This is a genomic window from Rhizobium aethiopicum, from assembly GCF_014197535.1.
GTDB lineage: Bacteria > Pseudomonadota > Alphaproteobacteria > Rhizobiales > Rhizobiaceae > Rhizobium > Rhizobium aethiopicum_A.
Genome location: NZ_JACIFV010000026.1, coordinates 1 through 22,007 on the forward strand (window position 1 = coordinate 1; position 22,007 = coordinate 22,007).

Below are 22,007 nucleotides of genomic sequence, written 5' to 3' on the forward strand. Positions count from 1 at the left end.
CGCCTCCCGTCAATCCAAGCCGGCCAAAACCCAAAACATCGCCAAACCAAATGGCTTTCTTTTATGCCTGACAATTTCCCCGGACAGCCCTGCCGATGATGGGGAGAAGAGAATATGCCGCGTCGTCTCCGTTCCTCGCTGGCTCTTGCAGGGCGAACCGGGCAGCCCTGGCTCGAGGGCGAGAGTAACACGGGAGTAAAGACGAGGTTTGTCACGAGCTGAGCCCCTCCCAATTCGCTGAAGGGGCTCGCCGGATGTTACTCCGCAGCCTCCGCATAACTCTCCACCGGCGGGCAGGTGCAGATGAGGTTGCGGTCGCCGTAGACATTGTCGACGCGGTTGACCGGGGACCAATATTTGTCGACGCGGAAGGCGCCGGGCGGGAAGCAGGCCTGCTCACGGCTGTAGGGGCGATCCCATTCCCCGACGAGGTCTTCGACCGTGTGCGGGGCGTTCTTCAGCGGGTTGTTGGTCTTGTCCATCCGGCCTTCCTCGATGGCGCGGGCTTCCTCGCGGATCGCCAGCATCGCCTCGCAGAAGCGGTCGAGCTCGGCCTTGGTCTCGCTTTCCGTCGGCTCGATCATCAGCGTGCCTGATACCGGCCAGCTCATGGTCGGTGCGTGGAAGCCGCAGTCGATCAGGCGCTTGGCGACATCGTCGACGGTCACGCCGGCGCTGTCGACAAGGGGACGAGTGTCGATGATGCATTCATGCGCGACGCGGCCGGTCTTCGATTTATAGAGCACGTCATAAGCGCCCTTCAGCCGGGCGGCGATATAGTTGGCGTTGAGGATCGCCACCTTGGTCGCCTGGGTCAGACCTTCGCCTCCCATCATCAGGCAGTAGCTCCAGGAGATCGGCAGGATCGAGGCCGAGCCGAAGGCGGCTGCCGAAACCGCGCCCGACCGTCCATCGGATTCGGGGTGACCCGGCAGGTGCGGCGCCAGATGTGCCTTGACGCCGATCGGGCCCATGCCGGGGCCGCCGCCGCCATGCGGGATGCAGAAGGTCTTGTGCAGGTTGAGGTGCGACACGTCGGAGCCGATGTCACCGGGGCGGGACAGGCCGACCATGGCGTTCATGTTGGCGCCGTCGAGATAGACCTGGCCGCCGTGCTGATGCACCAGTTCGCAGATTTGCTTGACCGTCTCTTCGAACACGCCGTGCGTCGAGGGATAGGTGATCATGCAGCAGGAGAGATTGGCAGCATGTTCCTCAGCCTTGGCGCGGAAATCCTCCATGTCGATGTCGCCGTTTTCGCGCACCTTGACGACGACAACCTTCATGGCGGCCATCTGCGCCGAGGCAGGGTTGGTGCCGTGCGCCGAAGTCGGGATCAGGCAGACGTCGCGATGGCCTTCGCCATTGGCGATGTGATAGTTGCGGATCGTCAGCAGGCCGGCATATTCGCCTTGCGCGCCGGAATTCGGCTGCATGGAAAAGGCGTCGTAGCCGGTGACGGCGCAGAGCTTTTCGGTGAGATCATCAAGCATCTCGCGATAGCCGAGCGCCTGGTCCGTCGGCACGAAGGGATGGATATCGGAAAATTCCGGCCAGGTGATCGGCAGCATTTCCGCCGTCGCATTGAGCTTCATCGTGCAGGAGCCGAGCGGGATCATGGCGCGGTCGAGCGCGAGGTCACGGTCGGAGAGCCGGCGGATGTAACGCGTCATCTCGCTTTCGGCCCGGTTCATGTGGAAGATCGGGTGGGTGAGATAATCGCTGGTCCTGAGCAGGTCCTTCGGCAGGCGGTAGGACGGCTCGAAATCGGCAATGGTGAAATTGCCGCCGAATGCGCGCCAGACGGCTTCGAGCGTCGCGGGCCGGGTGCGTTCGTCGAGGCTGATGCCGATCCCGGTCTCGCCGACCTTGCGCAGATTGACGCCCTCGGCGACGGCGGCGCGCAGGATCAGGCCCTGCATATGGCCGACATCGACGGTGATCGTGTCGAAGAAGCTTTCGGGCTCGACCTTGTAGCCGAGCTTCTCCAGGCCCTTGGCCATCAGCACGGCTTTCTGGTGCACCTGCTGGGCGATCGCCTTGATGCCCTTCGGACCGTGGAAGACGGCGTACATCGAGGCCATGACGGCGAGCAGCACCTGGGCGGTGCAGATGTTCGACGTCGCCTTCTCGCGGCGGATATGCTGTTCGCGGGTCTGCAGCGACAAGCGGTAGGCGCGGTTGCCGCGGGCATCGACGGACACGCCGACGAGGCGGCCGGGCATGGAACGCTTGATGGCGTCCTTGACCGCCATATAGGCCGCATGCGGACCGCCATAACCGACGGGAACGCCGAAACGCTGCGAGGAGCCGATGGCGATGTCGGCACCCATTTCGCCGGGCGATTTCAGCAGCGTCAGCGCCAGAATATCGGCTGCGACGACCGCGATGGCGCCGGTCTGGTGCAGCCGCGCAATCAGGCCTGTGAAGTCATGCACATGGCCGTGCGTGCCCGGATACTGGAAAATCGCGCCGAAGACATCGACCGGATCGAGATCGGTGAAGGGATTGCCAACGATGACCTGCCAGCCAAGCGGCTCGGCGCGGGTGCGGATGAGGGCGATGGTCTGCGGATGGCAGTCGGCGTCGACGAAGAAAGCCTTCGCCTTCGACTTGGAGACGCGCTCGGCCATCGCCATGCCTTCGGCGGCGGCGGTCGCCTCGTCGAGCAGCGAAGCGTTGGCGACGTCGAGGCCGGTCAAGTCGCAGATCATCGTCTGGTAGTTCAGCAGCGCTTCCAGGCGCCCCTGGCTGATCTCCGGCTGGTAAGGCGTGTAGGCCGTATACCAGGCAGGATTTTCCAGGATGTTGCGCTGGATGACCGGCGGCGTGATCGTGCCGTAGTACCCCTGGCCGATCAGCGAAACGAGCACCTTGTTCTTGTTGGCGGTCTCGCGCAGCTTGTCGAGCGCCTCGCGCTCGGTCATCGGCGCGCCCCAGACGAGCGGCGCCTTCTGGCGGATGGCGGGCGGCAGTGTCGCGTCGATCAATCCGTCGAGGCTGCTATAACCGATCACCTTCAGCATCTCGGTCATCTCGGTCGGCGAAGGGCCGATGTGACGGCGATTGGCGAAATCGTAGGGCTGATAGTCGGTGAACTGGAATTCGGTCGGCGTCGTCATTACGCGGTGAGCTCCTTGTAGGCGGCCTCGTCGAGCAGGCCGTCGGCATCGGCGGGGTTCTTGAGCTTGAGCTTAAAGAACCAGCCGGCGCCTTGAGGATCGGAGTTGATGAGCGAGGGATCGGCAACGATTGCCTCGTTGACCGCGGTGATCTCGCCATCGAGCGGACAATAGACCTCTGAGGCTGCCTTGACGGATTCGACGGTTGCCGCATCGTCGTTCTTCGCAAAGCTCTTGCCGACTTCCGGCAGTTCGACGAAGACGAGATCGCCCAGCTGTTCGACGGCATAGGTGGTGATGCCGACGGTGGCGACATCGCCGTCGAGCTCGAGCCATTCATGTTCAGCGGTAAATTTCAGCATGGAAAAATCCTTTCGGAAAACAGGGTTTCAGCGTTTGTAGGTCGGCGTAACGAACGGCAGGGCGGAGACAGCGACGGGCAGGAACTTACCGCGCACCTCGGCATAGACCTGGGTGCCCACCGCCGCATGGGAGACCGGCAGATAGCCCATGGCGACAGGACCTTCGACGCTGGGGCCGAACCCGCCCGACGTGACTTCACCGATTTCGGTCTTGCCCTCGGCATCGGCGTAAAGCTTGGCATGGCCGCGCACCGGCGCCTTGCCCTCCGGCTTCAGGCCTACCCGGCGGCGGGCGGCGCCGTTTTCGAGTTCGGAAAGGATGCGGCCGGAGCCCGGAAAGCCGCCGGCGCGTGCGCCGCCGGCCCGCCGCGCCTTCTGCATCGCCCATTCGAGCGCTGCCTCGACCGGCGAGGTGGTGGTGTCGATGTCGTTGCCATAAAGGCAGAGGCCGGCTTCCAGACGCAGCGAGTCGCGAGCGCCAAGGCCGATCGCCTGGACGTCCGGATGTTCGAGCAATCGCATGGCGACATCTTCGGCCTTGTCAGCCGGGACGGAGATTTCGAAGCCGTCTTCGCCGCTATAGCCGGAGCGCGAAACTAGGCAGGAAACGTCGTGCAGCCGGCAGTGGCGCACATCCATGAACTTCATCGCCGCGACATCGGCCCAGAGCTCGGCGAGAACCTCGACCGCGCGCGGTCCCTGCAGCGCGATCAGCGCGCGGTTCAGGAGCGTGATGTCGCACTGGTCGCCGATGTGGGTCTGCAGATGGGCGAGATCGGCCTCCTTGCAGGCGGCGTTGACGACGAGGAAAAGGTGGTCGTCGACATGGGTGATCATCAGATCGTCGAGGATTCCGCCAGTGTCGTCGGTAAAGAAGCCGTAGCGCTGGCGGCCTGCCGGGAGCCCGAGAATATCGACCGGCACCAGGCTTTCGAGCGCCAGCGCGGCATCCTCATAGCTGCCCGATTTCGCCTTCACGATGACCTGGCCCATGTGGGAGACGTCGAAGAGGCCAGCCTCGGCGCGGGTATGAAGATGTTCCTTCATGACGCCCGCCGGATATTGCACTGGCATGTCATAACCTGCAAAGGGCACCATGCGGGCGCCGAGCGAAAGATGCAGGGCATGCAGCGGGGTTTTCTTGAGGGCAGCAGTATCGTCCAAACGACGCCTCCGGGGTTTGCGCCTTTTGTTAAGGCGCGGGCTCAAATCTGAAGGCGCGGCTGCGCGCCTCTCTCCTGAGCCCCCTCTGTCCCTTTGCCTGAGATTGTTATCCCTTCGGCGAGCGTTTCGAGAACGCTTCTCTCCAGAGTTCCGTCTGCCCCCTTGCTGGTCCTTTGGCCTGAGAGTTTCCGGGGCGGTTGCTCCTTCGGCACCGGTGGCACAAGCACCGGATTCTCCCAACAGGGTTGGCCGCAATTATCCGGCGGGCGCAGCGCTTGGCAAGGCCAAATGTCGTGACCTGACAAATTTTTGTCGCCATAGTCACGGAAGGGCGCGATCTGCGGCAAATCTGCTTTTGCATTCGGCAGGAAAAACGGCTATCGCGACTTGCTGTTGAAGGGGATTTCATGCGGCGGACAGGACTGAAAGCGACGCTCTTCCTGCGCATGCTTTGCGCCTTGGGTCTGCTTTTGCTCGGATTCGCCCATCAGGCGCCGCAGGCTGTCGCTTCCGATGGTTATGACGCCGCGGCCTACATGCTGCCCGACGGCAGCTTTGCCTCGCTCTGCGTCACCGTAAAGCAGGTCGAAGGCAAGACTGTCGGCTTCAAGCCGAATTGCGAAGCCTGTCGGCTGTCTGCGTCGGTGATCCTGCCGACACCGGATGCGGGTTCGTGGCTCGAGCGCAAGCCCGCCTCGCTTGTCAATGCCCCGATCGAGACCGCAGCCGTTGCCGGTGTCAGCGCCGTCAGCCGGGCAAATTCGCGTGCGCCTCCTTCCTTCATCTGATCTGCCTCCGCAACCTAAGACGCAGAATGCCGGTTCGCCCAAAAGAAGTTCGCGGCCGGCGAGGAGATATCCGATGAAAACAATCAAGACTTTCGCGCTTGCCGCGCTTCTTTCCGCAACCGCCTTCGCCGGCGCCGAGGCGCATGTCAGCTTTCTCGACAAGGAGGTGCCGCTGGACACCACGATTCTCGCCACGCTGCAGGTGCCGCATGGCTGCGATGGCAAGGCGACCACGGAAGTGCGGGTGAAATTGCCGGAAGGTTTCGTCTTCGCCAAGCCGCAGCCGAAGGCCGGCTGGGAGCTCGAAGTGATCAAGGGCGACTACCAGAAGACCTACGACAATCACGGCGACAAGGTGAAGACGGGCGCTATCGAGATCCGCTGGAAGAACGGCAATCTTTCTGATGATTTCTACGATACCTTCGTCATCCAGGGGAAGGTATCGGGCGTCGAAGCCGGCAGCTCGCTTGCTTTTCCGGTGACGCAGCTGTGCGGCGATGCAGTCACGGCCTGGGATCAGGTGGCAGAGGCCGGCGGCGATGCGCATGGGCTGAAAAGCCCGGCGCCGCTGCTGAAAGTCGTTGCCGGCGAAGATCACGGCCACGATCACGACGACATGGCTGGCATGAACATGCCCGGCATGGACACGACCGGCAAACCAGGCATGGACATGTCCGCCATGGGGGCTGCGGCGCCGGAAACGGTCAAGGCTGGCGACCTCGAAATCTCCGGCGGCTTCGCCAAGGCGATGCTGCCCGGCCAGCCGGTCGGCGGCGGCTTTTTCACGGTGAAGAACAACGGCAAGACGGATGATCGCCTGGTATCGGTGTCTTCCCCGGTGGCCGGCGAGGTTCAGATTCACGAGATGGCGACGAAGGACAATGTCATGCGGATGCGCCAGCTGAAGGATGGCGTCGCCATTGCCGCGGGCGAGACCCTAAAGCTCGAGCCCGGCAACCTGCATCTGATGTTTCAGAAGGTGAAGACGCCGTTCAAGCAGGGCGACACGGTGCCGGTGACGCTGACATTCGAGAAAACAGGCAAGGTCGATCTGGCGCTGCAGGTGCTTTCGGCGCAGGGCAAGTAAGCTCTGGCTGGTTAAACCGGAAAAGCCCGCAATGCGGGCTTTTCATCGGAAAGGCGATTACCTAGACGTCTTCGTAGGACTGCAGCGCCTGCTTGAGGCCGGCCTGCGGCTGACGATTGCCCCTCTCCATCAGGTCGAGTGCCACTTCGGTGGACTGGATGATGCTGGCGGGATCGTCGACTCCTTCGGTGGCTTCGGCCTTCAACTGCCGGTCAGCGAGGCGGCGCGAGTCGCGGGCGGCAGTGCTCGTGGCGACGCGCTGCGGTATTCTCAGAGTTTCCAGGGCAATGGCGGCGGTGCTTGCCGAAATGGACAGGAGCTGGGTCATGCCGGCACAATATCGACAGGATCTTGGCGCCGGCATAAGAAAGTCGCTGGCATTTTACTGAATTAAAAGAATTTATTCCGTCACGATCGGATGCGCTCTCAAACTCGGATATCCCGCCCATGATCCAGGCTCTCCTCGTCGCCGTCGGCGGCGCCATCGGTTCCGTCCTCAGATATTTTGTCGGCCAATGGGCGCTTAGGCTCATGGGGCCGGCCTTTCCCTGGGGCACTCTCGCCGTCAATGTCGTCGGCTGCTTCGTCATCGGTGTCTTCGCCGAACTGGTCGCGCGGAAGTTCAACGCATCGGTGGAACTGCGCCTGCTGCTCATCACCGGTTTTCTCGGCGGCTTCACCACCTTCTCGTCCTTCTCGCTCGATGCCATGTCGCTCTTCGAACGCGGCGAGGCGGTCGCCGGCGGCATCTACATAGCAGCCAGCGTCGGCCTTTCGATGGCGGCAGTGTTCGCCGGCCTCGCCATCATGCGCGCTTTGGTCTGATTCCGGTTTCCGTTTTGCATGAAAATGCTCTAAGGCTGCGGCAAGAACGCCGGCTTGGCCCGCGCTGCAATTTCCGAAAGACTATTCATGGCTGGCATAGAACATATCAAGGTTGAACTCGACGAGGCGGGCATGCGGCTCGATCGATGGTTCAAGGTGCATTTTCCCGGGCTGGGCTTCGGGCCGCTGCAGAAGCTGCTGCGCTCCGGCCAGATACGCGTGGACGGCGGACGCGTGAAATCGGATGCGCGCGTGCAGCCCGGCCAGACGGTGCGCGTGCCGCCGCTCGATGTCGACGCCAGGCTGAAAACCGGGCCGATCGCCGGCAAGGATCTCAAACATTCCACGGATTTCCACCTCTTGTCACGCATGGTGCTGCATGAGGACGACAAGGTGATTGTCCTCAACAAACCGGCCGGCCTTGCCGTGCAGGGCGGCTCCGGCGTCGCCAGGCATATCGATCAGATGCTCGAGGCATGGACCAGTCCGAAGGGCGAGAAGCCGCGCCTCGTCCACCGCCTCGACCGCGACACGTCAGGGGTGCTCGTCATCGCCCGCACCCGGGGTGCGGCACAGAAGCTGACGGCCGCCTTCCGCGAGCGCGACACGAAGAAGACCTATTGGTCTCTGGTGAAAGGCGTTCCGCGCAAGCGCGAGGACAAGATTTCGACCTGGCTCGTCAAGGAGCCGACGGCCGACGGCGACCGCATGCGCATCGCCAAGCATGGCGAAGAGGGCGCCGATCATGCCGTGTCCTACTACCGCATCGTCGAGACGGCGGCGCAACGTCTCGCCTGGCTGGAGATGGAGCCCTATACGGGGCGCACGCACCAGCTTCGTGTCCATGCCTTGCACATCGGCCATCCGATCATCGGCGATCCCAAATATTTCGACGATGATCCGAACTGGGATTTTCCCGGCGGTATCCAGAAGCGGCTGCATCTGCACGCCCGCCATATCGATATCCCGCATCCCTCCGGCGGCCGGCTGCGCGTCACCGCGCCTTTGCCGCCGCATATGGTGCAGAGCTGGAACCTGCTCGGCTTCGATGAAAATTCGGCCCCCATCCTGGACGATGAAGCATGAAACTTGCGCTTTTTGATTGCGACGGCACGTTGGTCGACAGTGCCGGGCTGATCCATGAAACCATGCGCCGCACCTTCGCGAAGTTCGGCAAGGCGGAGCCTCGATTTGACGACACCAAGGCCATTATCGGCCTGTCGCTGGATCTCGCGATCGCCCGCATGCAGGGCAGGCCGCATGTCGAGCAGGAAGACATCGACATGACGGCGCATTATAAATCGCTGTTTACGATTGTGCGTAGGGATCTCGACCACAGAGAGCCGCTGTTTGCCGGCATCCGCGAGATGATCGACGCGATCAGCGGCCGCGAGGATCTGCTGATCGGGGCGGTGACCGGCAAATCCCGGCGCGGGCTGAACCTCGTGATGGAGACGCACGGCTTCGACAAGCATTTTGTCGTTGCGCGCACCGCCGACGACTGCCCCTCCAAGCCGCATCCGGCCATGGTGACGGAATGTTGCGACGAAACCGGGATGAATGCCGCCGATACCATTGTCATTGGCGACGCGGTTTACGATATGCAGATGGCAAAGGCTGCCGGCGCCAAGGCGATCGGTGTTGCCTGGGGCTATGCCAGCGTGGATGAGCTGATCGCCAACGGCGCCGATGCGATCGCCTACCATCCGAACGAGATATTGCGCCATTTTTCCTGAGGTGAGCCCATGCGCGATCTGCTGAACGATCTGTCCGAGGGACTGAGCCATCCCGATCCCATCCGTCGGGCCCAGATCCAGATGAAGAAGCCGCTGCCGAAGCGTTTCTACACCGACGTGGCGGTCGCCGAGGACGAGGGCAGTTTCGCGATCACGCTCGACGGCAAGTCGGTGCGCACGCCGGCACGGCAGGTTCTTGCCGTTCCCACAGAGGCGCTCGCACAGCTTGTCGCCGCCGAATGGCGTCGACAGGGCGAGGAAATCGACCCGGTCACCATGCCGGTGACCCGGCTGGTCAACACTGCGCTCGACGGCGTGGCAACCAATACGCAGGCCATCTTCGAAGACATTCTCCGCTTTTCCTCGAGTGACCTCATCTGCTACCGCGCCGACGGGCCGGAGCTGCTGGTCGAGCGCCAGAGGGAACGTTGGGACCCGATCATCGACTGGGCGGCCCACGATCTCGGTGCCCGTTTCATTCTCGTCGAAGGGGTGATGCCTCACGAACAGCCGCGAGAGGCGACCGCGGCCTTCGCCGTGACGCTGGCGCGGCATCAGAGTCCGATGGCGCTCGCTGCCCTTCATACGATCACGACGTTGACCGGCTCGGCGATCCTGGCGCTTGCCTTGGCCGAGGGCCGGGTGATGGTGGAGGAGGCATGGTCGCTTGCGCATCTCGACGAGGACTGGACGATCGAGCATTGGGGGCGCGACGAGGAAGCCGAGGAGCGACGGGCCAAGCGCTTTGCCGAATTCAAGGCGGCAGCGGACGTTTTTTTCGCCCTAAGCGCCTGAAACATATTGCCTTCCCAGACATTATGACGAAATCTGCGACTCCAACGGGGTGGTGCGGGATTTGCGATGAATTGGCTGAGGTCGTGTTTTTGCCGGACCGTGCTCGTCTGTATCGCGCTCACGGCCTGCGTCAGCCTCTCGGCCAACAAGCCGAAGGCGCCGCTCTATGATGTGCGCAGCGCCGTCGTTCTCTCAGGCCCGAACATCCCGGCCGAGCTGCTTGCCGGGATCAACGACCGCGTCAATGCCGCGATCAATGCAACGATGCGCGACACCGTGCTGCCGCGGGTGGTGCTGACAATCCGCGTGGTTTCGATTGAGAAGGGACTCGGTTTCCAAAAGGACCGCAACGTCGCCAAAATCCGCGTCGACGCGGCTTCGGTCGACGACGGCTCGGTGATTGCCGTCAGCGCCTTCGACGTGACCAGTATCGCCGCCGACCCGAAACTTGCCGACGACATCATGGCCGACGACGTCGCTGCACGGATTCGCTCGGTTTTCTCGCTCAGCGGACGCAGCCGCTAGCGCATATCGACCGCGAGAGCGGCGAGAGGAGATCGCATGAAGGAAATTCTCGAGGAACTGGAACGCCGCCGCGGCATCGCCCGCCTCGGCGGCGGCAAGGAGCGCATCAGCGCCCAGCACAAGCGCGGCAAGCTGACGGCGCGCGAGCGCATCGACCTATTCCTCGACGAGGGCTCCTTCGAAGAGTTCGACATGTTCGTGGAGCACCGCTCCACCGATTTCGGCATGGATAAGAGCCGTATCGCCGGCGACGGCGTCGTCACCGGCTGGGGTACGGTCAACGGCCGCACGGTCTTCGTCTTCGCAAAGGACTTCACCGTCTTCGGCGGCTCGCTTTCGGAAGCGCATGCGGAGAAGATCATGAAGGTGCAGGACATGGCGCTGAAGAACCGTGCGCCAATCGTCGGCATCTACGATGCAGGCGGCGCCCGCATCCAGGAAGGAGTCGCCGCGCTTGGCGGTTATGCCGAAGTCTTCCAGCGCAATGTGCTTGCCTCCGGCGTCATTCCGCAGATCTCGGTGATCATGGGCCCCTGCGCCGGTGGCGACGTCTATTCGCCTGCCATGACCGATTTCATCTTCATGGTGCGCGACACCTCCTATATGTTCGTCACCGGCCCCGACGTGGTGAAAACGGTGACCAACGAGACGGTTACGGCCGAAGAGCTCGGCGGCGCCGTGGTGCATACGGTGCGCTCGTCGATTGCCGACGGCGCCTATGAGAATGATGTCGATGCGCTGTTGCAGGTGCGCCGGCTGATCGATTTCCTGCCGCTTTCGAACACCGCGCCGCTGCCGGAGATCGAATGTTACCAGTCAGTGACCGAGACCGATGCGTCGCTCGACACGCTGGTGCCGGCGAGCGCCAACAAGCCTTACGATATCAAGGAGCTGATCCGGAAGGTGGCGGACGAGGGGGATTTCTTCGAGATCCAGGAGAGCTTCGCCAAAAATATCGTCTGCGGCTTCGGCCGCGTCGAAGGCTCTACCGTCGGTTTCGTCGCCAACCAGCCGATGGTGCTGGCCGGCGTGCTCGACAGCGACGCCTCGCGCAAGGCGGCGCGCTTCGTGCGCTTCTGCGACTGCTTCAATATTCCGATCGTCACTTTCGTCGACGTGCCGGGCTTTCTGCCGGGCACGGCGCAGGAATATGGCGGCCTGATCAAGCATGGCGCCAAGCTGCTCTTCGCCTATGCGGAGGCAACGGTGCCGAAGCTCACGGTCATCACGCGCAAGGCCTTTGGCGGTGCCTATGACGTGATGGCGTCCAAGCATCTGCGCGGCGATTTGAATTATGCCTGGCCGACGGCGCAGATCGCCGTCATGGGAGCCAAGGGTGCCGTCGAGATCATTTTCCGCAAGGATATTGCCGATCCGGAGAAGATCGCCGCCCACACGAAAATGTACGAGGACAGGTTCCTGTCGCCTTTCGTCGCCGCTGAGCGCGGTTATATCGACGAGGTGATCATGCCGCATTCGACCCGGCGGCGGCTGGCGCGCGGACTGAAGATGCTGCGCAACAAGGATCTCGCCAATCCCTGGAAGAAACACGACAACATCCCGCTCTGATATCTGGCCGCGTGTTGCCTGCTGTCGAAAAAGTGAACGGCCGTCAGCGATCCGTGTGTTCAATCAGGGCCGGGGACGGGCTAACGCTCGGCTGCAATTTCTTTAATGGAGAGGTTTAATGTCAACTTTCGAGCGTCTTTCCGCCTATCGCCCCTATGGGTTGGCCGCTCTCAGAATCATGACTGCCCTGCTGTTCATCGAACACGGCACCATGAAGCTGTTCGCTTTCCCGGCTGCACAGATGCCAGGCCCGCTGCCGCCATTGATGCTTTTTGCGGCTCTTCTGGAGCTTGTCGGCGGTCTCCTCATTCTGGTCGGCCTGCTGACGCGTCCGGTCGCCTTCCTGCTGGCTGGCCAAATGGCGGTTGCCTATTTCATGGCGCATGCCCCGAACAGCTTCTTCCCGGCCGTCAACCAGGGCGACGCGGCAATCCTGTTCTGCTTCGTCTTCCTTTACCTGTTCTTCTCCGGTCCCGGCGCTCTTGCCGTCGATAACCGGAAGACGGCTTGAAATGGACATTGATTGCGGGGCGTTTCGGCGCCCCGCAGCATCTCGGAATCAGGCGGTGAGCTTGAGGCCGGCGATACCGGCGACGATCAACGCGATGCAGGCAAGGCGGGAGACACTTGCCCCATCACCAAGCAGCCAAATGCCGAGGAGCACGGCGCCGACCGTGCCGATGCCGGTCCAGACGGCGTAGGCGGTGCCGATCGGCAGATACTTCACCGCCAGGCCGAGCAGGACGACGCTCACCACCATTGAAATGACGGTCAGCGCCGTCGGCAGCGGCCGCGTGAAACCCTCGGTGTATTTAAGGCCGATCGCCCAGCCACATTCGAAAAGACCAGCGAGAAATAGCAGAAACCAGGCCATACGCCTCTCCTTGTTCAAGAGCGAGGCCGTCCCCGCGACGGTTGCATCCTCAGGACGCCGCAGTCGTCTGCGATCGTGCTTATATCAGTGAGGGAACGGCCGTCTTCAAGGTAGGAATCGGCATGGCCGCCATTCCACCCGTTTCTTGCTGGCTTGCGGAGGAGATCATGACTGGCGGTCGGCCTCGGCGGAAAAGTTCTTGGCGCGGCGGCAGAGGCGGTCGAAGGTTTCGAGGAAACGCGAGCGGTCTTTCGGGCTGAAGGCGGCGTTGTAGCCCTTGCTTTCGCCGGTTTCGCGCAAATGCGCGCCAAGATCACGCATGGCGCTCGCCATGCCGATATTGCTCTCGTCGAAGACACGTCCGGTCGGACCGCTGACGAAAGCGCCGGTCGCGACGCAGCGCACGGCGAGCGGCACGTCGGCAGTAACGACGACGTCGCCCGCGCCGGCGCGCTCGGCGATCCAGTTATCGGCGGCATCGAAGGCGTTGGAAACGATGACGTTGTGGATCATCGGATCGCGGGACGGGCGCAGGCCGGAATTGGCGACGAAGGTGACTTCGAGGCCGTGGCGTTCAGCAACCTTCAGGATTTCCGGCTTCACCGGGCAGGCATCGGCGTCGACATAGATCATGGCGATATCCTCATGCCGATTGGGTGGCCGGCTGTCTGATCATATCGATATGGGGAATGCCGTCTTCCAGATATTCCTGCGACGTCCCGACAAAGCCGAAGGATTCATAGAAGCGGCGCAGATGGGCCTGCGCCGACAAGGCGATCGGATTGGCAGGATAAAGCCGCTCACAGGCGGTGATCGATTCGCGCATTAATGCATCGCCCAGACGTTTGCCGCGATGGGCAGGCGAGACGACGACGCGGCCGATCTTTGACGGGTCCTGTGGCGCATGTGGTTTCAGTATCCGCACCGCCGCCAGGAGGTCACCGCCCTCCAGCAGTCTGAGATGCAGGGCATCGATGTCCTTGCCGTCGAGTTCCGGATAGGGACAGTTCTGCTCGACGACGAAGACATCGACACGCATTCGAAGGAGATCGTAGAGCTCCCGCGCGGGGAGCTCATCGAAATGCCTGAGATCGACCTGGTAGTTGGCTGCCGCCATCAATAGATCACCACGCCGCGGATGCTTTCGCCCTTGTGCATCAGGTCGAAGCCCTTGTTGATGTCTTCGAGCGGCATGGTGTGGGTGATCATCGGATCAATCTGGATCTTGCCCTGCATGTACCAGTCGACGATCTTCGGCACGTCGGTGCGGCCGCGCGCGCCGCCGAAGGCGGTGCCCATCCAGTTGCGGCCGGTGACCAGCTGGAACGGCCGCGTCGAGATTTCCTGGCCGGCGCCGGCCACGCCGATGATGACCGATTTGCCCCAGCCGCGATGCGAAGCTTCCAGCGCCTGGCGCATCACCTTCGTGTTGCCGGTGCAGTCGAAGGTGTAGTCGGCGCCGCCGATCAGGTCGCCATTGCGCTTGGTCATGTTGACCAGATAGGGAACGATGTCGTCGCCGACCTCTTTCGGGTTGACGAAATGCGTCATGCCGAACTTCTCGCCCCAGGCCTTGCGATCCGGGTTGATATCGACGCCGATGATCATGTCGGCGCCGGCCAGGCGCAGCCCCTGCAAGACGTTCAGGCCGATGCCGCCGAGACCGAAGACGATCGCCGTCGATCCGATCTCCACCTTGGCGGTGTTGATGACGGCGCCGATGCCTGTGGTGACGCCGCAGCCGATGTAGCAGACCTTGTCGAAGGGCGCGTCGGGATTGATCTTGGCGAGCGCGATCTCCGGCAGCACCGTGTAATTGGAAAAGGTCGAGCAGCCCATATAGTGATGGATCTTGTCCTTGCCGATCGAGAAGCGCGAGGTGCCGTCCGGCATCACGCCTTGGCCCTGGGTTGATCGAATCGAGGTGCAGAGATTGGTCTTGCGCGACGTGCAGGAATAACACTCGCGGCATTCCGGCGTATAAAGCGGAATGACATGGTCGCCCTTCTTGACCGAGGTCACACCCGGACCGACATCGACGACGATGCCGGCGCCCTCATGGCCGAGGATGGCCGGAAACAGGCCTTCCGGATCGGCGCCCGACAGGGTGAAATCGTCGGTATGGCAGATGCCGGTCGCCTTGACTTCCACCAGTACTTCGCCGGCCTTCGGCCCGTCGAGCTGCACGGTCATCACTTCAAGCGGCTTTCCGGCCTGAACGGCTACGGCGGCGCGAACGTCCATCTTCCTATCTCCTGCTGATTTGTCGGTGCCGAACTGCTTGTATCGGCCAAGCTTGACATGGCCGGCGAGCCGGGCTCAAGCGAATTCCATGATAACAGCGTCGACCGCCAGGCTTTCACCGGCGGCGGCGTTGATCTTCGAGACGACGAGATCGCGATCGGCGCGCAGGACGTTTTCCATCTTCATCGCCTCGACGATCGCCAGTGTTTCACCGGCCTTGACCTCCTGACCCTCGGCGACCGCGATGGACACGACGAGGCCGGGCATCGGGCAGAGCAGGAGCCTGGAGGTGTCCGGCGGTAGCTTCACCGGCATCAGCCTGTCGAGTTCCGCATGGCGCGGCGAAAAGATCTTGGCGGTCACCGACAGTCCCTGCCAGTCGATGCGCAGGCCGTTGAGGACGGGACGGATCTGCGCGGTGATATCCTGGTCGCCGACCCTGCCGCTCCAGACCGGATCACCCGGTCTCCAATCGGTGACAATACTCCGACTTTCGCCCTCGATCTCCATCTCCATATCGAAGGGAATGGTGACGAGGCCATCGAGCAACCTGACAGCGACGTAGCTGCCTTCTGTTTTGACCACCCAATGCTCCCGCAGCGTGGCCGATGCGGCGCGCAGGCGATCGGCGAAACGTTCGCGGCGGCTCGCTTCGATGAGCGAGGCAGACAGCGCGATTGCGGCAAGCGTGGCTTCCTCCTGCCGGTCCGGCTTCATCGGCGCGAAGCCGTCAGGATACTCCTCGGCAATAAAGCCGGTGGAAAGCCGGCCCTCGCGCCAGCGTGGATGTTTCATCAGCGCCGACAGGAAGGGAACATTGTGCTCGATGCCGTCGACGACGAAGCCGTCCAGCGCCCTGCCCATGGCCTCGATCGCTTCGCTGCGCGTCGGCGCCCAGGTGCAAAGCTTGGCGATCATCGGGTCGTAATACATCGAGATCTCGGCGCCTTCGAAGACGCCGGTATCGTTGCGGACCACGACATTGCCGGTCCTGCCTTCCGCCGGCGGGCGGTAGCGCGTCAGGCGGCCGATCGAAGGCAGGAAGTTGCGGTATGGGTCTTCGGCATAGAGTCGGCTTTCGATCGCCCAGCCGTCGAGCCTGACAGCCTCCTGGCTGAAGCCAAGCGGCTCTCCCGCCGCGATGCGGATCATCTGCTCGACGAGATCAATGCCGGTGACGAGTTCGGTCACGGGATGCTCGACCTGCAGGCGGGTGTTCATTTCGAGGAAATAGAAATTGCGGTCGCGGTCGACGATGAATTCGACCGTGCCGGCGCTCTGGTAGTCGACGGCCTTCGCCAGCGCCACCGATTGTTCGCCCATGGCCTTGCGGGTCTTTTCGTCGAGGAAAGGTGAGGGTGCCTCTTCCGCGACCTTCTGGTTCCGCCGCTGGATCGAGCATTCCCGCTCGCCGAGATAGACGACGTTGCCATGCGCATCGGCGAGCACCTGGATCTCGACGTGACGCGGCTCGACGACGAACTTCTCGATGAAAACGCGATCGTCGCCGAAGGAACTCTTGGCCTCCGAGCGGGCGCGCTCGAAGCCGTCGCGCACCTCGGCTTCGTTCCAGGCAATGCGCATGCCCTTGCCGCCGCCACCGGCAGACGCCTTGATCATGACGGGATAGCCAATCCCGCCAGCGATCGTTTCCGCATGCGCGGCATCCTCGATGATGCCGAGATGGCCGGGCACGGTGGAGACGCCGGCCGCATTGGCGAACTTCTTCGATTCGATTTTGTCGCCCATCGCCATAATGGCCTTAGGCTTCGGGCCGATGAAGACGATGCCCTGCTTTTCCAGCTCGGCGCAGAAAGAGGCGCGCTCGGAGAGAAATCCGTAACCGGGATGCACCGCCTCGGCACCGGTCGCCTTGCAGGCGGCGATGATCTTGTCGGCGACCAGATAGCTTTCCGACGCTGCGGCGGGACCTATGTGGACGGCCTCGTCGGCCATGTCGACATGCAGCGCATCCCGATCCGCGTCCGAATAGACCGCAACGGTCGAAATGCCCATGCGGCGTGCGGTCTTAATCACGCGGCAGGCAATCTCGCCGCGATTCGCGATCAGGATTTTCTTGAACATCGAGACTCCACCCAGAAATGCGTTCCGGAGTTTTACGCATAAAACACCGGAACGCACAATCGGCTTGGGGTCGGCGCGCGGGAGACGTGGGATTACGTCGCCGAATGTCAGGCGACGGCGGCTTCCGCGACGGATTCCTCGTCGACGATGCGCAGCCAGCGGCTGCGCCGCGGTTCCGCGCGATCGCGCAGCGTAACGGCGGCCATGATCCCAGCCCAGTGCGGATGGTTGGCGCCCGGCAGCGTTGCCTGCTCGATCTGGTGGAGGACGCCATATTCGGCCGGCGACACGGCGATGACGCCGCCTGCGGCGATGCTTCTGAAGATGCGCATCGCAAAATCGGCGTCCTGGCGTGTGATGTTCTTGCGGTCGACGGCGCGCGACAGATTATAGCCGCCGATGCCGTCGGTGATCGCCAGACGAAGTTGGTTGAGGGCAAGCGCCCTCAATTCACCCGGCACATCGGCCGAAATCTCCATGATGTGGAGAATGAGCTCGAGCTCCAGCGCCGAGTTGACGACGCCGTCGGTCGTGAACATGCGCATGATCCAGGCAACGTTGATTTCATCAAGCGAGCCCTGCGGATAAGTGTAATGGACTATGAAGCCGGCGATCTGCTCCACGAAGAAAGCGTTCCACTCGGCACATTTTTCGGGACAGGAATTGTTGAGCGCCAACATTGCAACGACATCCTGGGATGTCCGGATCCCCTCCGGAAAGGCATGTTTGCGCAGCAGTACGATATCTTCGGCCGTCAGCCGATGCTTACCGGCCACGACACAGGCCGGAAAAGCGAGACGGAATTCGCTCATGTTTTAACTCCAGGCTTCATCATGAAGCCGGAGACAGTTTTACCGTTCGCGAATTGACGATCCCTCAAGAAGGGGAGTTAACCGCCTGCTGCGCGAGTCACGAAGATTTTAGCGATCGCGCCTGCAGCCGCTCTCGCCAGATGATGAAAAGGCCGGATGCGACGATGATGAAAATGCCGATCCATTTGGAGAAATTCGGGAAATCATTGAACAGAGCATAGCCGAGCACGGTGGCCGAGATGATCTCGAAATATTGGAACGGGGCAAGCAGCGACAGCGGTGCAAGCCGGAACGCTCGCACTACCAGCATATGCGCATATCCGGAGATCGAGCCGAGGGCGAGAAGCAGCGCAAGGCCGAGGCCGGAGGAGGGCAGGGAAATGGCGAAATCCCCATTGCCGGCGCTGCCGCCGACGAGAAGGGCGGCCGCCATGAAGATCGTTCCGCCGATGCCGGCCATCGTCTGCATGGTGAGCGGCGAATCGGCCTCGCCGATCGCGCGATTGAGGAAAAGATAGAGCGAGAAGAGAAAGGCGCAGGCTACCGGCAGCAGCGCCTTCAGGCCGAAAACCTCGTAACTCGGCTGGATGACGATCATCGCGCCACCGAAACCGACCACGATTGCCATCCAGCGCCGCCAGCCGACTTTCTCCCTGAGAAACAGGGCTGACATGGCGGTCAGCATGAAGGGCTCGACGAAATAGATGGCAAAGACGTCGGCAAGCGGCATGTATTTAACGGCGACGAAGAACAGTAGGCTCGCCGCCCCATGCAGCACGCCGCGCAGCAGATTCATCCACGGCCGCCTTGCGGAAAGCGCCTTGCGTCCAAAAACGGCAAAGAGAATCGGCAGGGTGCAGGCGATCTGGAAGAAGAAGCGGTAGAAGGTGACCTGACCCGGCGACATCGATTCGATGCCATGTATTTGGCGATGGCATCCATGATCGGCAGGATGAACATGGCGCCGGACATGATGGCCATGCCCTGCAGGGAATCTTGATGGGGCTTTGACATGGCTGCCGATTCTCGTGGGAACGGCGTCCATCAATCACGGGAAAGCCGGGCAAATCAAGCCCGTGAAACCGCGCAGGCGGTCAGAGATCATTGGCCGTTTCACCGAAAACCGTCTCGAACGCGGCGCGCAGCCGGATGTCGACATCCGCCATCATGACGGGAAGGCCGAGATCGACGAGGCTGGTGACGCCATAGGCCGATATCCCGCAGGGCACGATGCCGCTGAAATGATCGAGATCGGGATCGACGTTGAGCGACAGGCCGTGGAAGGTCACCCATTTGCGCAGCCGGATGCCGAGGGCGGCGATCTTGTCTTCAGCCATCGTGCCGTCTGGCAGCAACGGCTTTTCCGGGCGGCGGACCCAGACGCCGACGCGATCCTCGCGCCGCTCGCCGCGCACGTTCATCATGTCGAGCGTGCGGATGACGACCTCCTCGAGAGCGGCGACAAAGGCGCGTACGTCCTGGCGCCTGCGCTTCAGGTCGAGCATGACATAGGCGACGCGCTGGCCGGGTCCGTGATAGGTATATTCACCGCCACGTCCGGTCGCAAAGACCGGAAAGCGATCCGGCTGGACGAGGTCGCCCGCATTGGCACTGGTGCCGGCGGTATAGAGCGGCGGATGCTCGACGAGCCAGACAAGTTCGTCGCCGCCTTCTCCGATCGCCGCCACCTCGCGCTCCATCGTCTCCACCGCCGCCTCATAGGCAACGAGTCCATCGGCGATACGCCAGCGCACCGGCCGCGTACCGAGTTTCGGGAGCATGGAGAATTCGAGATCGGTGCGAAGCATGGCCATTCCTTGCCGCCTGTCCCAAATGCCTGACGAAATAGGGGCGGCAGGAGACCTATATGGACCCGTTTTCCGGCCAATTCAAATGCCGTGAAAGGTTTTCAAAAAAACTGTCATATCGCCCTTGTGCACCCCAAATGCTTTTGCTACATGCTGCCCCGCCGACGCAAATCGGCACCTACCACGATGCGGTCGTGGCGGAATTGGTAGACGCGCAGCGTTGAGGTCGCTGTGGGGCAACCCGTGGAAGTTCGAGTCTTCTCGACCGCACCAAGTTATTAAAAAACCCTCGTGACCTTTTGGTTCCACGAGGTTTTTTTATGTCTTCATTTTCCCAGATATACGTGAGAGTGCCGCGACGCAGGAACTCAGCGGGTCCCCGGCTACAGCCCGGGACAGCTGAACAGAAAAAAGGGCCGGCTACGGCCCTTTCGTTCCGATCGCGTGTTATGGCCGATCAATGCATTGCGCGGCAGGCTTCGGTGCGCGAAGCGCCGCTGTCGGCACCTTTGGTATGGGAGCCGCTCGGGCCGACCATGCTGTGGCACGGGGGCAGGGGCTTGATGCTTGCGGTCGCGGTCTTGTCGACCGCGGGGGCTGCCATGGCCGTCGGCGCGAAACCGTCGCTGTCATTGGTATAGTCGCTGGAATAGGCCGGAGCCTTGTGGTTGTTGCTGTAGTGCACCGGGGCAGGCTGCGCCATCTTAGAGGGCGCGAAACCATCGCTGTCGTTGGTATAATCGTCGGAATAAGTCGGCTGAGCGAAGGCCGCGCCGGCAAGGCTGACGGCAAACAGGGACGCGGCGAGGGCAAATCTGATGCGCATGGTTCTTCTCCTCAATCTGTTGTTGCATTCAACAACATAAACCATCCCCGGCGGATAAGATTTCGCGCGCCAATTGCGGCAATATTGTGAACGGAAAGCGATCGCTTCATTGCCTTTTGTTCAAATGAAATCACGGTGTTGTCAACGAAAGTGACGTTTCCGTTACGGCAACCGCCGCACAAAATGAACGGCAGACTGCCTGCTCCTGCTGCAATCGGAAATTGTTAACTTTTGGTAATGTGAGGCAAGACCGGACGGGAGGCGGCGCCGCCTCCCTTCGATGATAACTGTCGGGCGTCATGGATCAGTCTTCGTTCGGGATATGCGCGTCGACCCCGGTCAGCTGCAGCTTGTTGCGGACATGGTGGACGCCGTCGACCGAAAGCGCGCCGAGCTCGACCTTGCGGGCAATGCCGATCGTCTCGACCGAGCCTTCGAGGGTGACGACATGACCGTCCGCGTGAACCTCGATGCTGTTGATATCGACCTCGGGAATGTTTTCGAGGGCGTCGTTCACCCGCGCCTCGAGCTCGTCGCTTTCATCGCGGTCGATCATACCGGCGCGCAACGAATCCTTGAGGCGGTTCTCGTTGCCGTCTTGGTCTGTGCCATCGACTCGGAAGCCGGTGTTGGGATCGCTGTCGAAATTTGCCGCAGTCTCGCCATAGGGGCGGTTTGCCGGGTCGCTGGCAGCGGTGCCATCGGCATAGGGCCAGCCGTCGTCGAGATTGCGTTCTTCGAGGTCGCGATAATCTTCTTCACGGGAAAGCTCGGGGGCCTCGCGTGAAATCGGGGTCTTGTCACCGATCCTTGCCATTATAGTCGCTCCTAGTTTCTCTCGGGACAACGCCGACAGGGGCGAATGGTTCGGTGTGGCGGGCAATTTGTCAGCCTTGGGTTTTCTCCCATTTTTTGACGAGGCGTTCGCGTTTCAGCCGCGAAAGCCGCTGCAGCCAGAAGATACCGTCGAGCTGGTCCACCTCGTGCTGGACGCAGATGGCGAGGAAACCTTCGGCGGCCTCCTCGTGCACGATGCCGCCGGCATCCTGATAGCGAAAGCGGATCGCTCGTGGGCGTGTGACCTCTTCGGTCGCGCCGGGCATGGAAACGCTGCCCTCGGCATGGTTCATCGTCTCCGGCGACCTCCAGGTAATCTGCGGATTGACGTAGAGGCGCACACTGTCGGCCCGGTCGAGCTCCAGCACCGTCACACGGAGGAAGACGCCGATATGGGCGGCGGTGATGCCGACGCCGGGGGCTGAGCGCATCGTCGCCAGCAGGTCGTCGGCCAGCGCGGCCAGCGAGGCATCGAAGGCCGTCACCGGTTCGCAGACGGTCTTCAGGCCCGGATGCGGATAGCGCAGGATCGGACGGATGGGCATGAA

General features: G+C 62.1%; 23 protein-coding genes, 1 tRNA gene, 1 pseudogene and 2 riboswitches. Of the genes and pseudogenes, 10 read left to right on the forward strand and 15 right to left on the reverse strand.

Translation table 11 applies throughout. The features are described from left to right. Positions 1–257: 257 nt before the first annotated feature. Genes gcvP through gcvT form a run of 3 tightly spaced genes read right to left on the reverse strand, consistent with a single transcriptional unit; the run spans position 258 to position 4,648 of the window. Positions 258–3,122 (reverse strand): aminomethyl-transferring glycine dehydrogenase, encoded by a 2,865-nt coding sequence (gene gcvP, locus GGD53_RS25775; RefSeq protein WP_184459580.1) that lies wholly within the window; start codon positions 3,120–3,122, stop codon positions 258–260. Continuing rightward, positions 3,122–3,484, reverse strand: a complete 363-nt coding sequence (gene gcvH, locus GGD53_RS25780; protein WP_064802805.1) for a glycine cleavage system protein GcvH — start codon at positions 3,482–3,484, stop codon at positions 3,122–3,124. The genes gcvP and gcvH overlap by 1 nt, the downstream gene beginning before the upstream one ends. Before the next feature lie 27 nt (positions 3,485–3,511). Continuing rightward, positions 3,512–4,648, reverse strand: a complete 1,137-nt coding sequence (gene gcvT, locus GGD53_RS25785; protein ID WP_184459581.1) for a glycine cleavage system aminomethyltransferase GcvT — start codon at positions 4,646–4,648, stop codon at positions 3,512–3,514. A 75-nt stretch (positions 4,649–4,723) separates the two neighbouring features. After that, positions 4,724–4,804: riboswitch (glycine riboswitch) on the reverse strand. Then, positions 4,805–4,897, reverse strand: a riboswitch (glycine riboswitch). Positions 4,898–5,055: 158 nt separating this feature from the next. Between gcvT and GGD53_RS25790 the strand changes: the two genes are divergently transcribed. Further along, the gene (locus tag GGD53_RS25790) at positions 5,056–5,436 is read left to right on the forward strand and encodes a hypothetical protein (RefSeq protein WP_184459582.1); all 381 of its coding nucleotides are present in this window, start codon (positions 5,056–5,058) and stop codon (positions 5,434–5,436) included. Between the two features lie 73 nt (positions 5,437–5,509). Continuing rightward, a complete protein-coding gene (locus tag GGD53_RS25795; protein WP_184459583.1) occupies positions 5,510–6,523 on the forward strand; it encodes a copper chaperone PCu(A)C in 1,014 nt (337 codons plus the stop codon). 61 nt (positions 6,524–6,584) lie between these two features. Here the strand turns inward: GGD53_RS25795 and GGD53_RS25800 are convergent, their stop codons facing one another. Continuing rightward, complete coding sequence (locus tag GGD53_RS25800) at positions 6,585–6,851, reverse strand: hypothetical protein (protein WP_184459584.1); 267 nt, start codon at positions 6,849–6,851, stop codon at positions 6,585–6,587. Between the two features lie 119 nt (positions 6,852–6,970). Here GGD53_RS25800 and crcB point away from each other — a divergent pair, with 119 nt between their 5' ends. From crcB to GGD53_RS25835, 7 genes are all read left to right on the forward strand, one after another. After that, positions 6,971–7,348 carry a fluoride efflux transporter CrcB gene (gene crcB, locus GGD53_RS25805; RefSeq protein ID WP_184459585.1) on the forward strand — a complete coding sequence of 126 codons (378 nt, stop codon included), beginning with the start codon at positions 6,971–6,973 and terminating at the stop codon, positions 7,346–7,348. 87 nt (positions 7,349–7,435) lie between these two features. Beyond that, positions 7,436–8,434: an RluA family pseudouridine synthase gene (locus tag GGD53_RS25810; protein ID WP_184459586.1), complete on the forward strand. Its 999-nt coding sequence runs from the start codon at positions 7,436–7,438 to the stop codon at positions 8,432–8,434. Further along, complete coding sequence (locus tag GGD53_RS25815) at positions 8,431–9,084, forward strand: HAD-IA family hydrolase (protein WP_184459587.1); 654 nt, start codon at positions 8,431–8,433, stop codon at positions 9,082–9,084. The genes GGD53_RS25810 and GGD53_RS25815 overlap by 4 nt, the downstream gene beginning before the upstream one ends. A gap of 9 nt (positions 9,085–9,093) precedes the next feature. Beyond that, a complete protein-coding gene (locus GGD53_RS25820; protein ID WP_184459588.1) occupies positions 9,094–9,879 on the forward strand; it encodes an ATP12 family chaperone protein in 786 nt (261 codons plus the stop codon). Between the two features lie 66 nt (positions 9,880–9,945). After that, entirely contained in the window at positions 9,946–10,404 is a 459-nt protein-coding gene (locus GGD53_RS25825) for a hypothetical protein (RefSeq protein ID WP_184459589.1), read from the forward strand. Between the two features lie 36 nt (positions 10,405–10,440). Beyond that, positions 10,441–11,973, forward strand: a complete 1,533-nt coding sequence (locus GGD53_RS25830; protein WP_184459590.1) for an acyl-CoA carboxylase subunit beta — start codon at positions 10,441–10,443, stop codon at positions 11,971–11,973. A 118-nt stretch (positions 11,974–12,091) separates the two neighbouring features. After that, on the forward strand, positions 12,092–12,484 hold the full coding sequence (locus tag GGD53_RS25835; protein WP_184459591.1) for a DoxX family protein: 393 nt from the start codon (positions 12,092–12,094) through the stop codon (positions 12,482–12,484). A gap of 48 nt (positions 12,485–12,532) precedes the next feature. Here the strand turns inward: GGD53_RS25835 and sugE are convergent, their stop codons facing one another. From sugE to lipB, 8 genes and pseudogenes are all read right to left on the reverse strand, one after another. Beyond that, positions 12,533–12,847 carry a quaternary ammonium compound efflux SMR transporter SugE gene (gene sugE, locus GGD53_RS25840; protein ID WP_184459592.1) on the reverse strand — a complete coding sequence of 105 codons (315 nt, stop codon included), beginning with the start codon at positions 12,845–12,847 and terminating at the stop codon, positions 12,533–12,535. Between the two features lie 165 nt (positions 12,848–13,012). Then, positions 13,013–13,480, reverse strand: a complete 468-nt coding sequence (locus tag GGD53_RS25845; RefSeq protein WP_184459593.1) for a YaiI/YqxD family protein — start codon at positions 13,478–13,480, stop codon at positions 13,013–13,015. Between the two features lie 10 nt (positions 13,481–13,490). After that, on the reverse strand, positions 13,491–13,964 hold the full coding sequence (locus tag GGD53_RS25850; protein ID WP_184459594.1) for a GNAT family N-acetyltransferase: 474 nt from the start codon (positions 13,962–13,964) through the stop codon (positions 13,491–13,493). Then, a complete protein-coding gene (locus GGD53_RS25855) occupies positions 13,964–15,091 on the reverse strand; it encodes an S-(hydroxymethyl)glutathione dehydrogenase/class III alcohol dehydrogenase (protein ID WP_184459595.1) in 1,128 nt (375 codons plus the stop codon). Before GGD53_RS25855 ends, GGD53_RS25850 begins: the two co-directional genes overlap by 1 nt. A gap of 75 nt (positions 15,092–15,166) precedes the next feature. After that, positions 15,167–17,176, reverse strand: a complete 2,010-nt coding sequence (locus tag GGD53_RS25860; protein ID WP_184459596.1) for an acetyl-CoA carboxylase biotin carboxylase subunit — start codon at positions 17,174–17,176, stop codon at positions 15,167–15,169. 107 nt (positions 17,177–17,283) lie between these two features. Beyond that, the gene (locus tag GGD53_RS25865; RefSeq protein WP_184459597.1) at positions 17,284–17,988 is read right to left on the reverse strand and encodes a hypothetical protein; all 705 of its coding nucleotides are present in this window, start codon (positions 17,986–17,988) and stop codon (positions 17,284–17,286) included. Positions 17,989–18,085: 97 nt separating this feature from the next. Continuing rightward, positions 18,086–19,002: pseudogene (locus GGD53_RS25870) on the reverse strand (DMT family transporter). 80 nt (positions 19,003–19,082) lie between these two features. Continuing rightward, the gene (gene lipB, locus GGD53_RS25875) at positions 19,083–19,802 is read right to left on the reverse strand and encodes a lipoyl(octanoyl) transferase LipB (RefSeq protein ID WP_184459598.1); all 720 of its coding nucleotides are present in this window, start codon (positions 19,800–19,802) and stop codon (positions 19,083–19,085) included. Positions 19,803–19,984: 182 nt separating this feature from the next. Between lipB and GGD53_RS25880 the strand changes: the two genes are divergently transcribed. Then, positions 19,985–20,069, forward strand: a tRNA-Leu gene (locus tag GGD53_RS25880). 184 nt (positions 20,070–20,253) lie between these two features. Here GGD53_RS25880 and GGD53_RS25885 read toward each other — a convergent pair. From GGD53_RS25885 to GGD53_RS25895, 3 genes are all read right to left on the reverse strand, one after another. After that, positions 20,254–20,622 carry a hypothetical protein gene (locus tag GGD53_RS25885; RefSeq protein ID WP_184459599.1) on the reverse strand — a complete coding sequence of 123 codons (369 nt, stop codon included), beginning with the start codon at positions 20,620–20,622 and terminating at the stop codon, positions 20,254–20,256. Between the two features lie 304 nt (positions 20,623–20,926). Next, entirely contained in the window at positions 20,927–21,439 is a 513-nt protein-coding gene (locus GGD53_RS25890) for a BON domain-containing protein (RefSeq protein WP_184459600.1), read from the reverse strand. 70 nt (positions 21,440–21,509) lie between these two features. After that, positions 21,510–22,004 (reverse strand): peptide deformylase, encoded by a 495-nt coding sequence (locus GGD53_RS25895; RefSeq protein ID WP_184459601.1) that lies wholly within the window; start codon positions 22,002–22,004, stop codon positions 21,510–21,512. Positions 22,005–22,007 lie beyond the last annotated feature (3 nt).

Bases quoted from the DNA above. Each gene is read 5' to 3' on its own strand.
- GGD53_RS25800 (WP_184459584.1), bottom strand. From the start codon at position 6,851: ATGACCCAGCTCCTGTCCATTTCGGCAAGCACCGCCGCCATTGCCCTG.
- GGD53_RS25855 (WP_184459595.1), bottom strand. From the start codon at position 15,091: ATGGACGTTCGCGCCGCCGTAGCCGTTCAGGCCGGAAAGCCGCTTGAA.
- GGD53_RS25790 (WP_184459582.1), top strand. From the start codon at position 5,056: ATGCGGCGGACAGGACTGAAAGCGACGCTCTTCCTGCGCATGCTTTGC.
- GGD53_RS25815 (WP_184459587.1), top strand. From the start codon at position 8,431: ATGAAACTTGCGCTTTTTGATTGCGACGGCACGTTGGTCGACAGTGCC.
- GGD53_RS25865 (WP_184459597.1), bottom strand. From the start codon at position 17,988: ATGAGCGAATTCCGTCTCGCTTTTCCGGCCTGTGTCGTGGCCGGTAAG.
- GGD53_RS25860 (WP_184459596.1), bottom strand. From the start codon at position 17,176: ATGTTCAAGAAAATCCTGATCGCGAATCGCGGCGAGATTGCCTGCCGC.
- crcB (WP_184459585.1), top strand. From the start codon at position 6,971: ATGATCCAGGCTCTCCTCGTCGCCGTCGGCGGCGCCATCGGTTCCGTC.
- GGD53_RS25795 (WP_184459583.1), top strand. From the start codon at position 5,510: ATGAAAACAATCAAGACTTTCGCGCTTGCCGCGCTTCTTTCCGCAACC.
- GGD53_RS25885 (WP_184459599.1), bottom strand. From the start codon at position 20,622: ATGCGCATCAGATTTGCCCTCGCCGCGTCCCTGTTTGCCGTCAGCCTT.
- GGD53_RS25810 (WP_184459586.1), top strand. From the start codon at position 7,436: ATGGCTGGCATAGAACATATCAAGGTTGAACTCGACGAGGCGGGCATG.
- GGD53_RS25835 (WP_184459591.1), top strand. From the start codon at position 12,092: ATGTCAACTTTCGAGCGTCTTTCCGCCTATCGCCCCTATGGGTTGGCC.
- GGD53_RS25850 (WP_184459594.1), bottom strand. From the start codon at position 13,964: ATGGCGGCAGCCAACTACCAGGTCGATCTCAGGCATTTCGATGAGCTC.
- lipB (WP_184459598.1), bottom strand. From the start codon at position 19,802: ATGGCCATGCTTCGCACCGATCTCGAATTCTCCATGCTCCCGAAACTC.
- gcvH (WP_064802805.1), bottom strand. From the start codon at position 3,484: ATGCTGAAATTTACCGCTGAACATGAATGGCTCGAGCTCGACGGCGAT.
- gcvP (WP_184459580.1), bottom strand. From the start codon at position 3,122: ATGACGACGCCGACCGAATTCCAGTTCACCGACTATCAGCCCTACGAT.
- GGD53_RS25825 (WP_184459589.1), top strand. From the start codon at position 9,946: ATGAATTGGCTGAGGTCGTGTTTTTGCCGGACCGTGCTCGTCTGTATC.
- GGD53_RS25895 (WP_184459601.1), bottom strand. From the start codon at position 22,004: ATGCCCATCCGTCCGATCCTGCGCTATCCGCATCCGGGCCTGAAGACC.
- sugE (WP_184459592.1), bottom strand. From the start codon at position 12,847: ATGGCCTGGTTTCTGCTATTTCTCGCTGGTCTTTTCGAATGTGGCTGG.
- GGD53_RS25890 (WP_184459600.1), bottom strand. From the start codon at position 21,439: ATGGCAAGGATCGGTGACAAGACCCCGATTTCACGCGAGGCCCCCGAG.
- GGD53_RS25845 (WP_184459593.1), bottom strand. From the start codon at position 13,480: ATGATCTATGTCGACGCCGATGCCTGCCCGGTGAAGCCGGAAATCCTG.
- GGD53_RS25830 (WP_184459590.1), top strand. From the start codon at position 10,441: ATGAAGGAAATTCTCGAGGAACTGGAACGCCGCCGCGGCATCGCCCGC.
- GGD53_RS25820 (WP_184459588.1), top strand. From the start codon at position 9,094: ATGCGCGATCTGCTGAACGATCTGTCCGAGGGACTGAGCCATCCCGAT.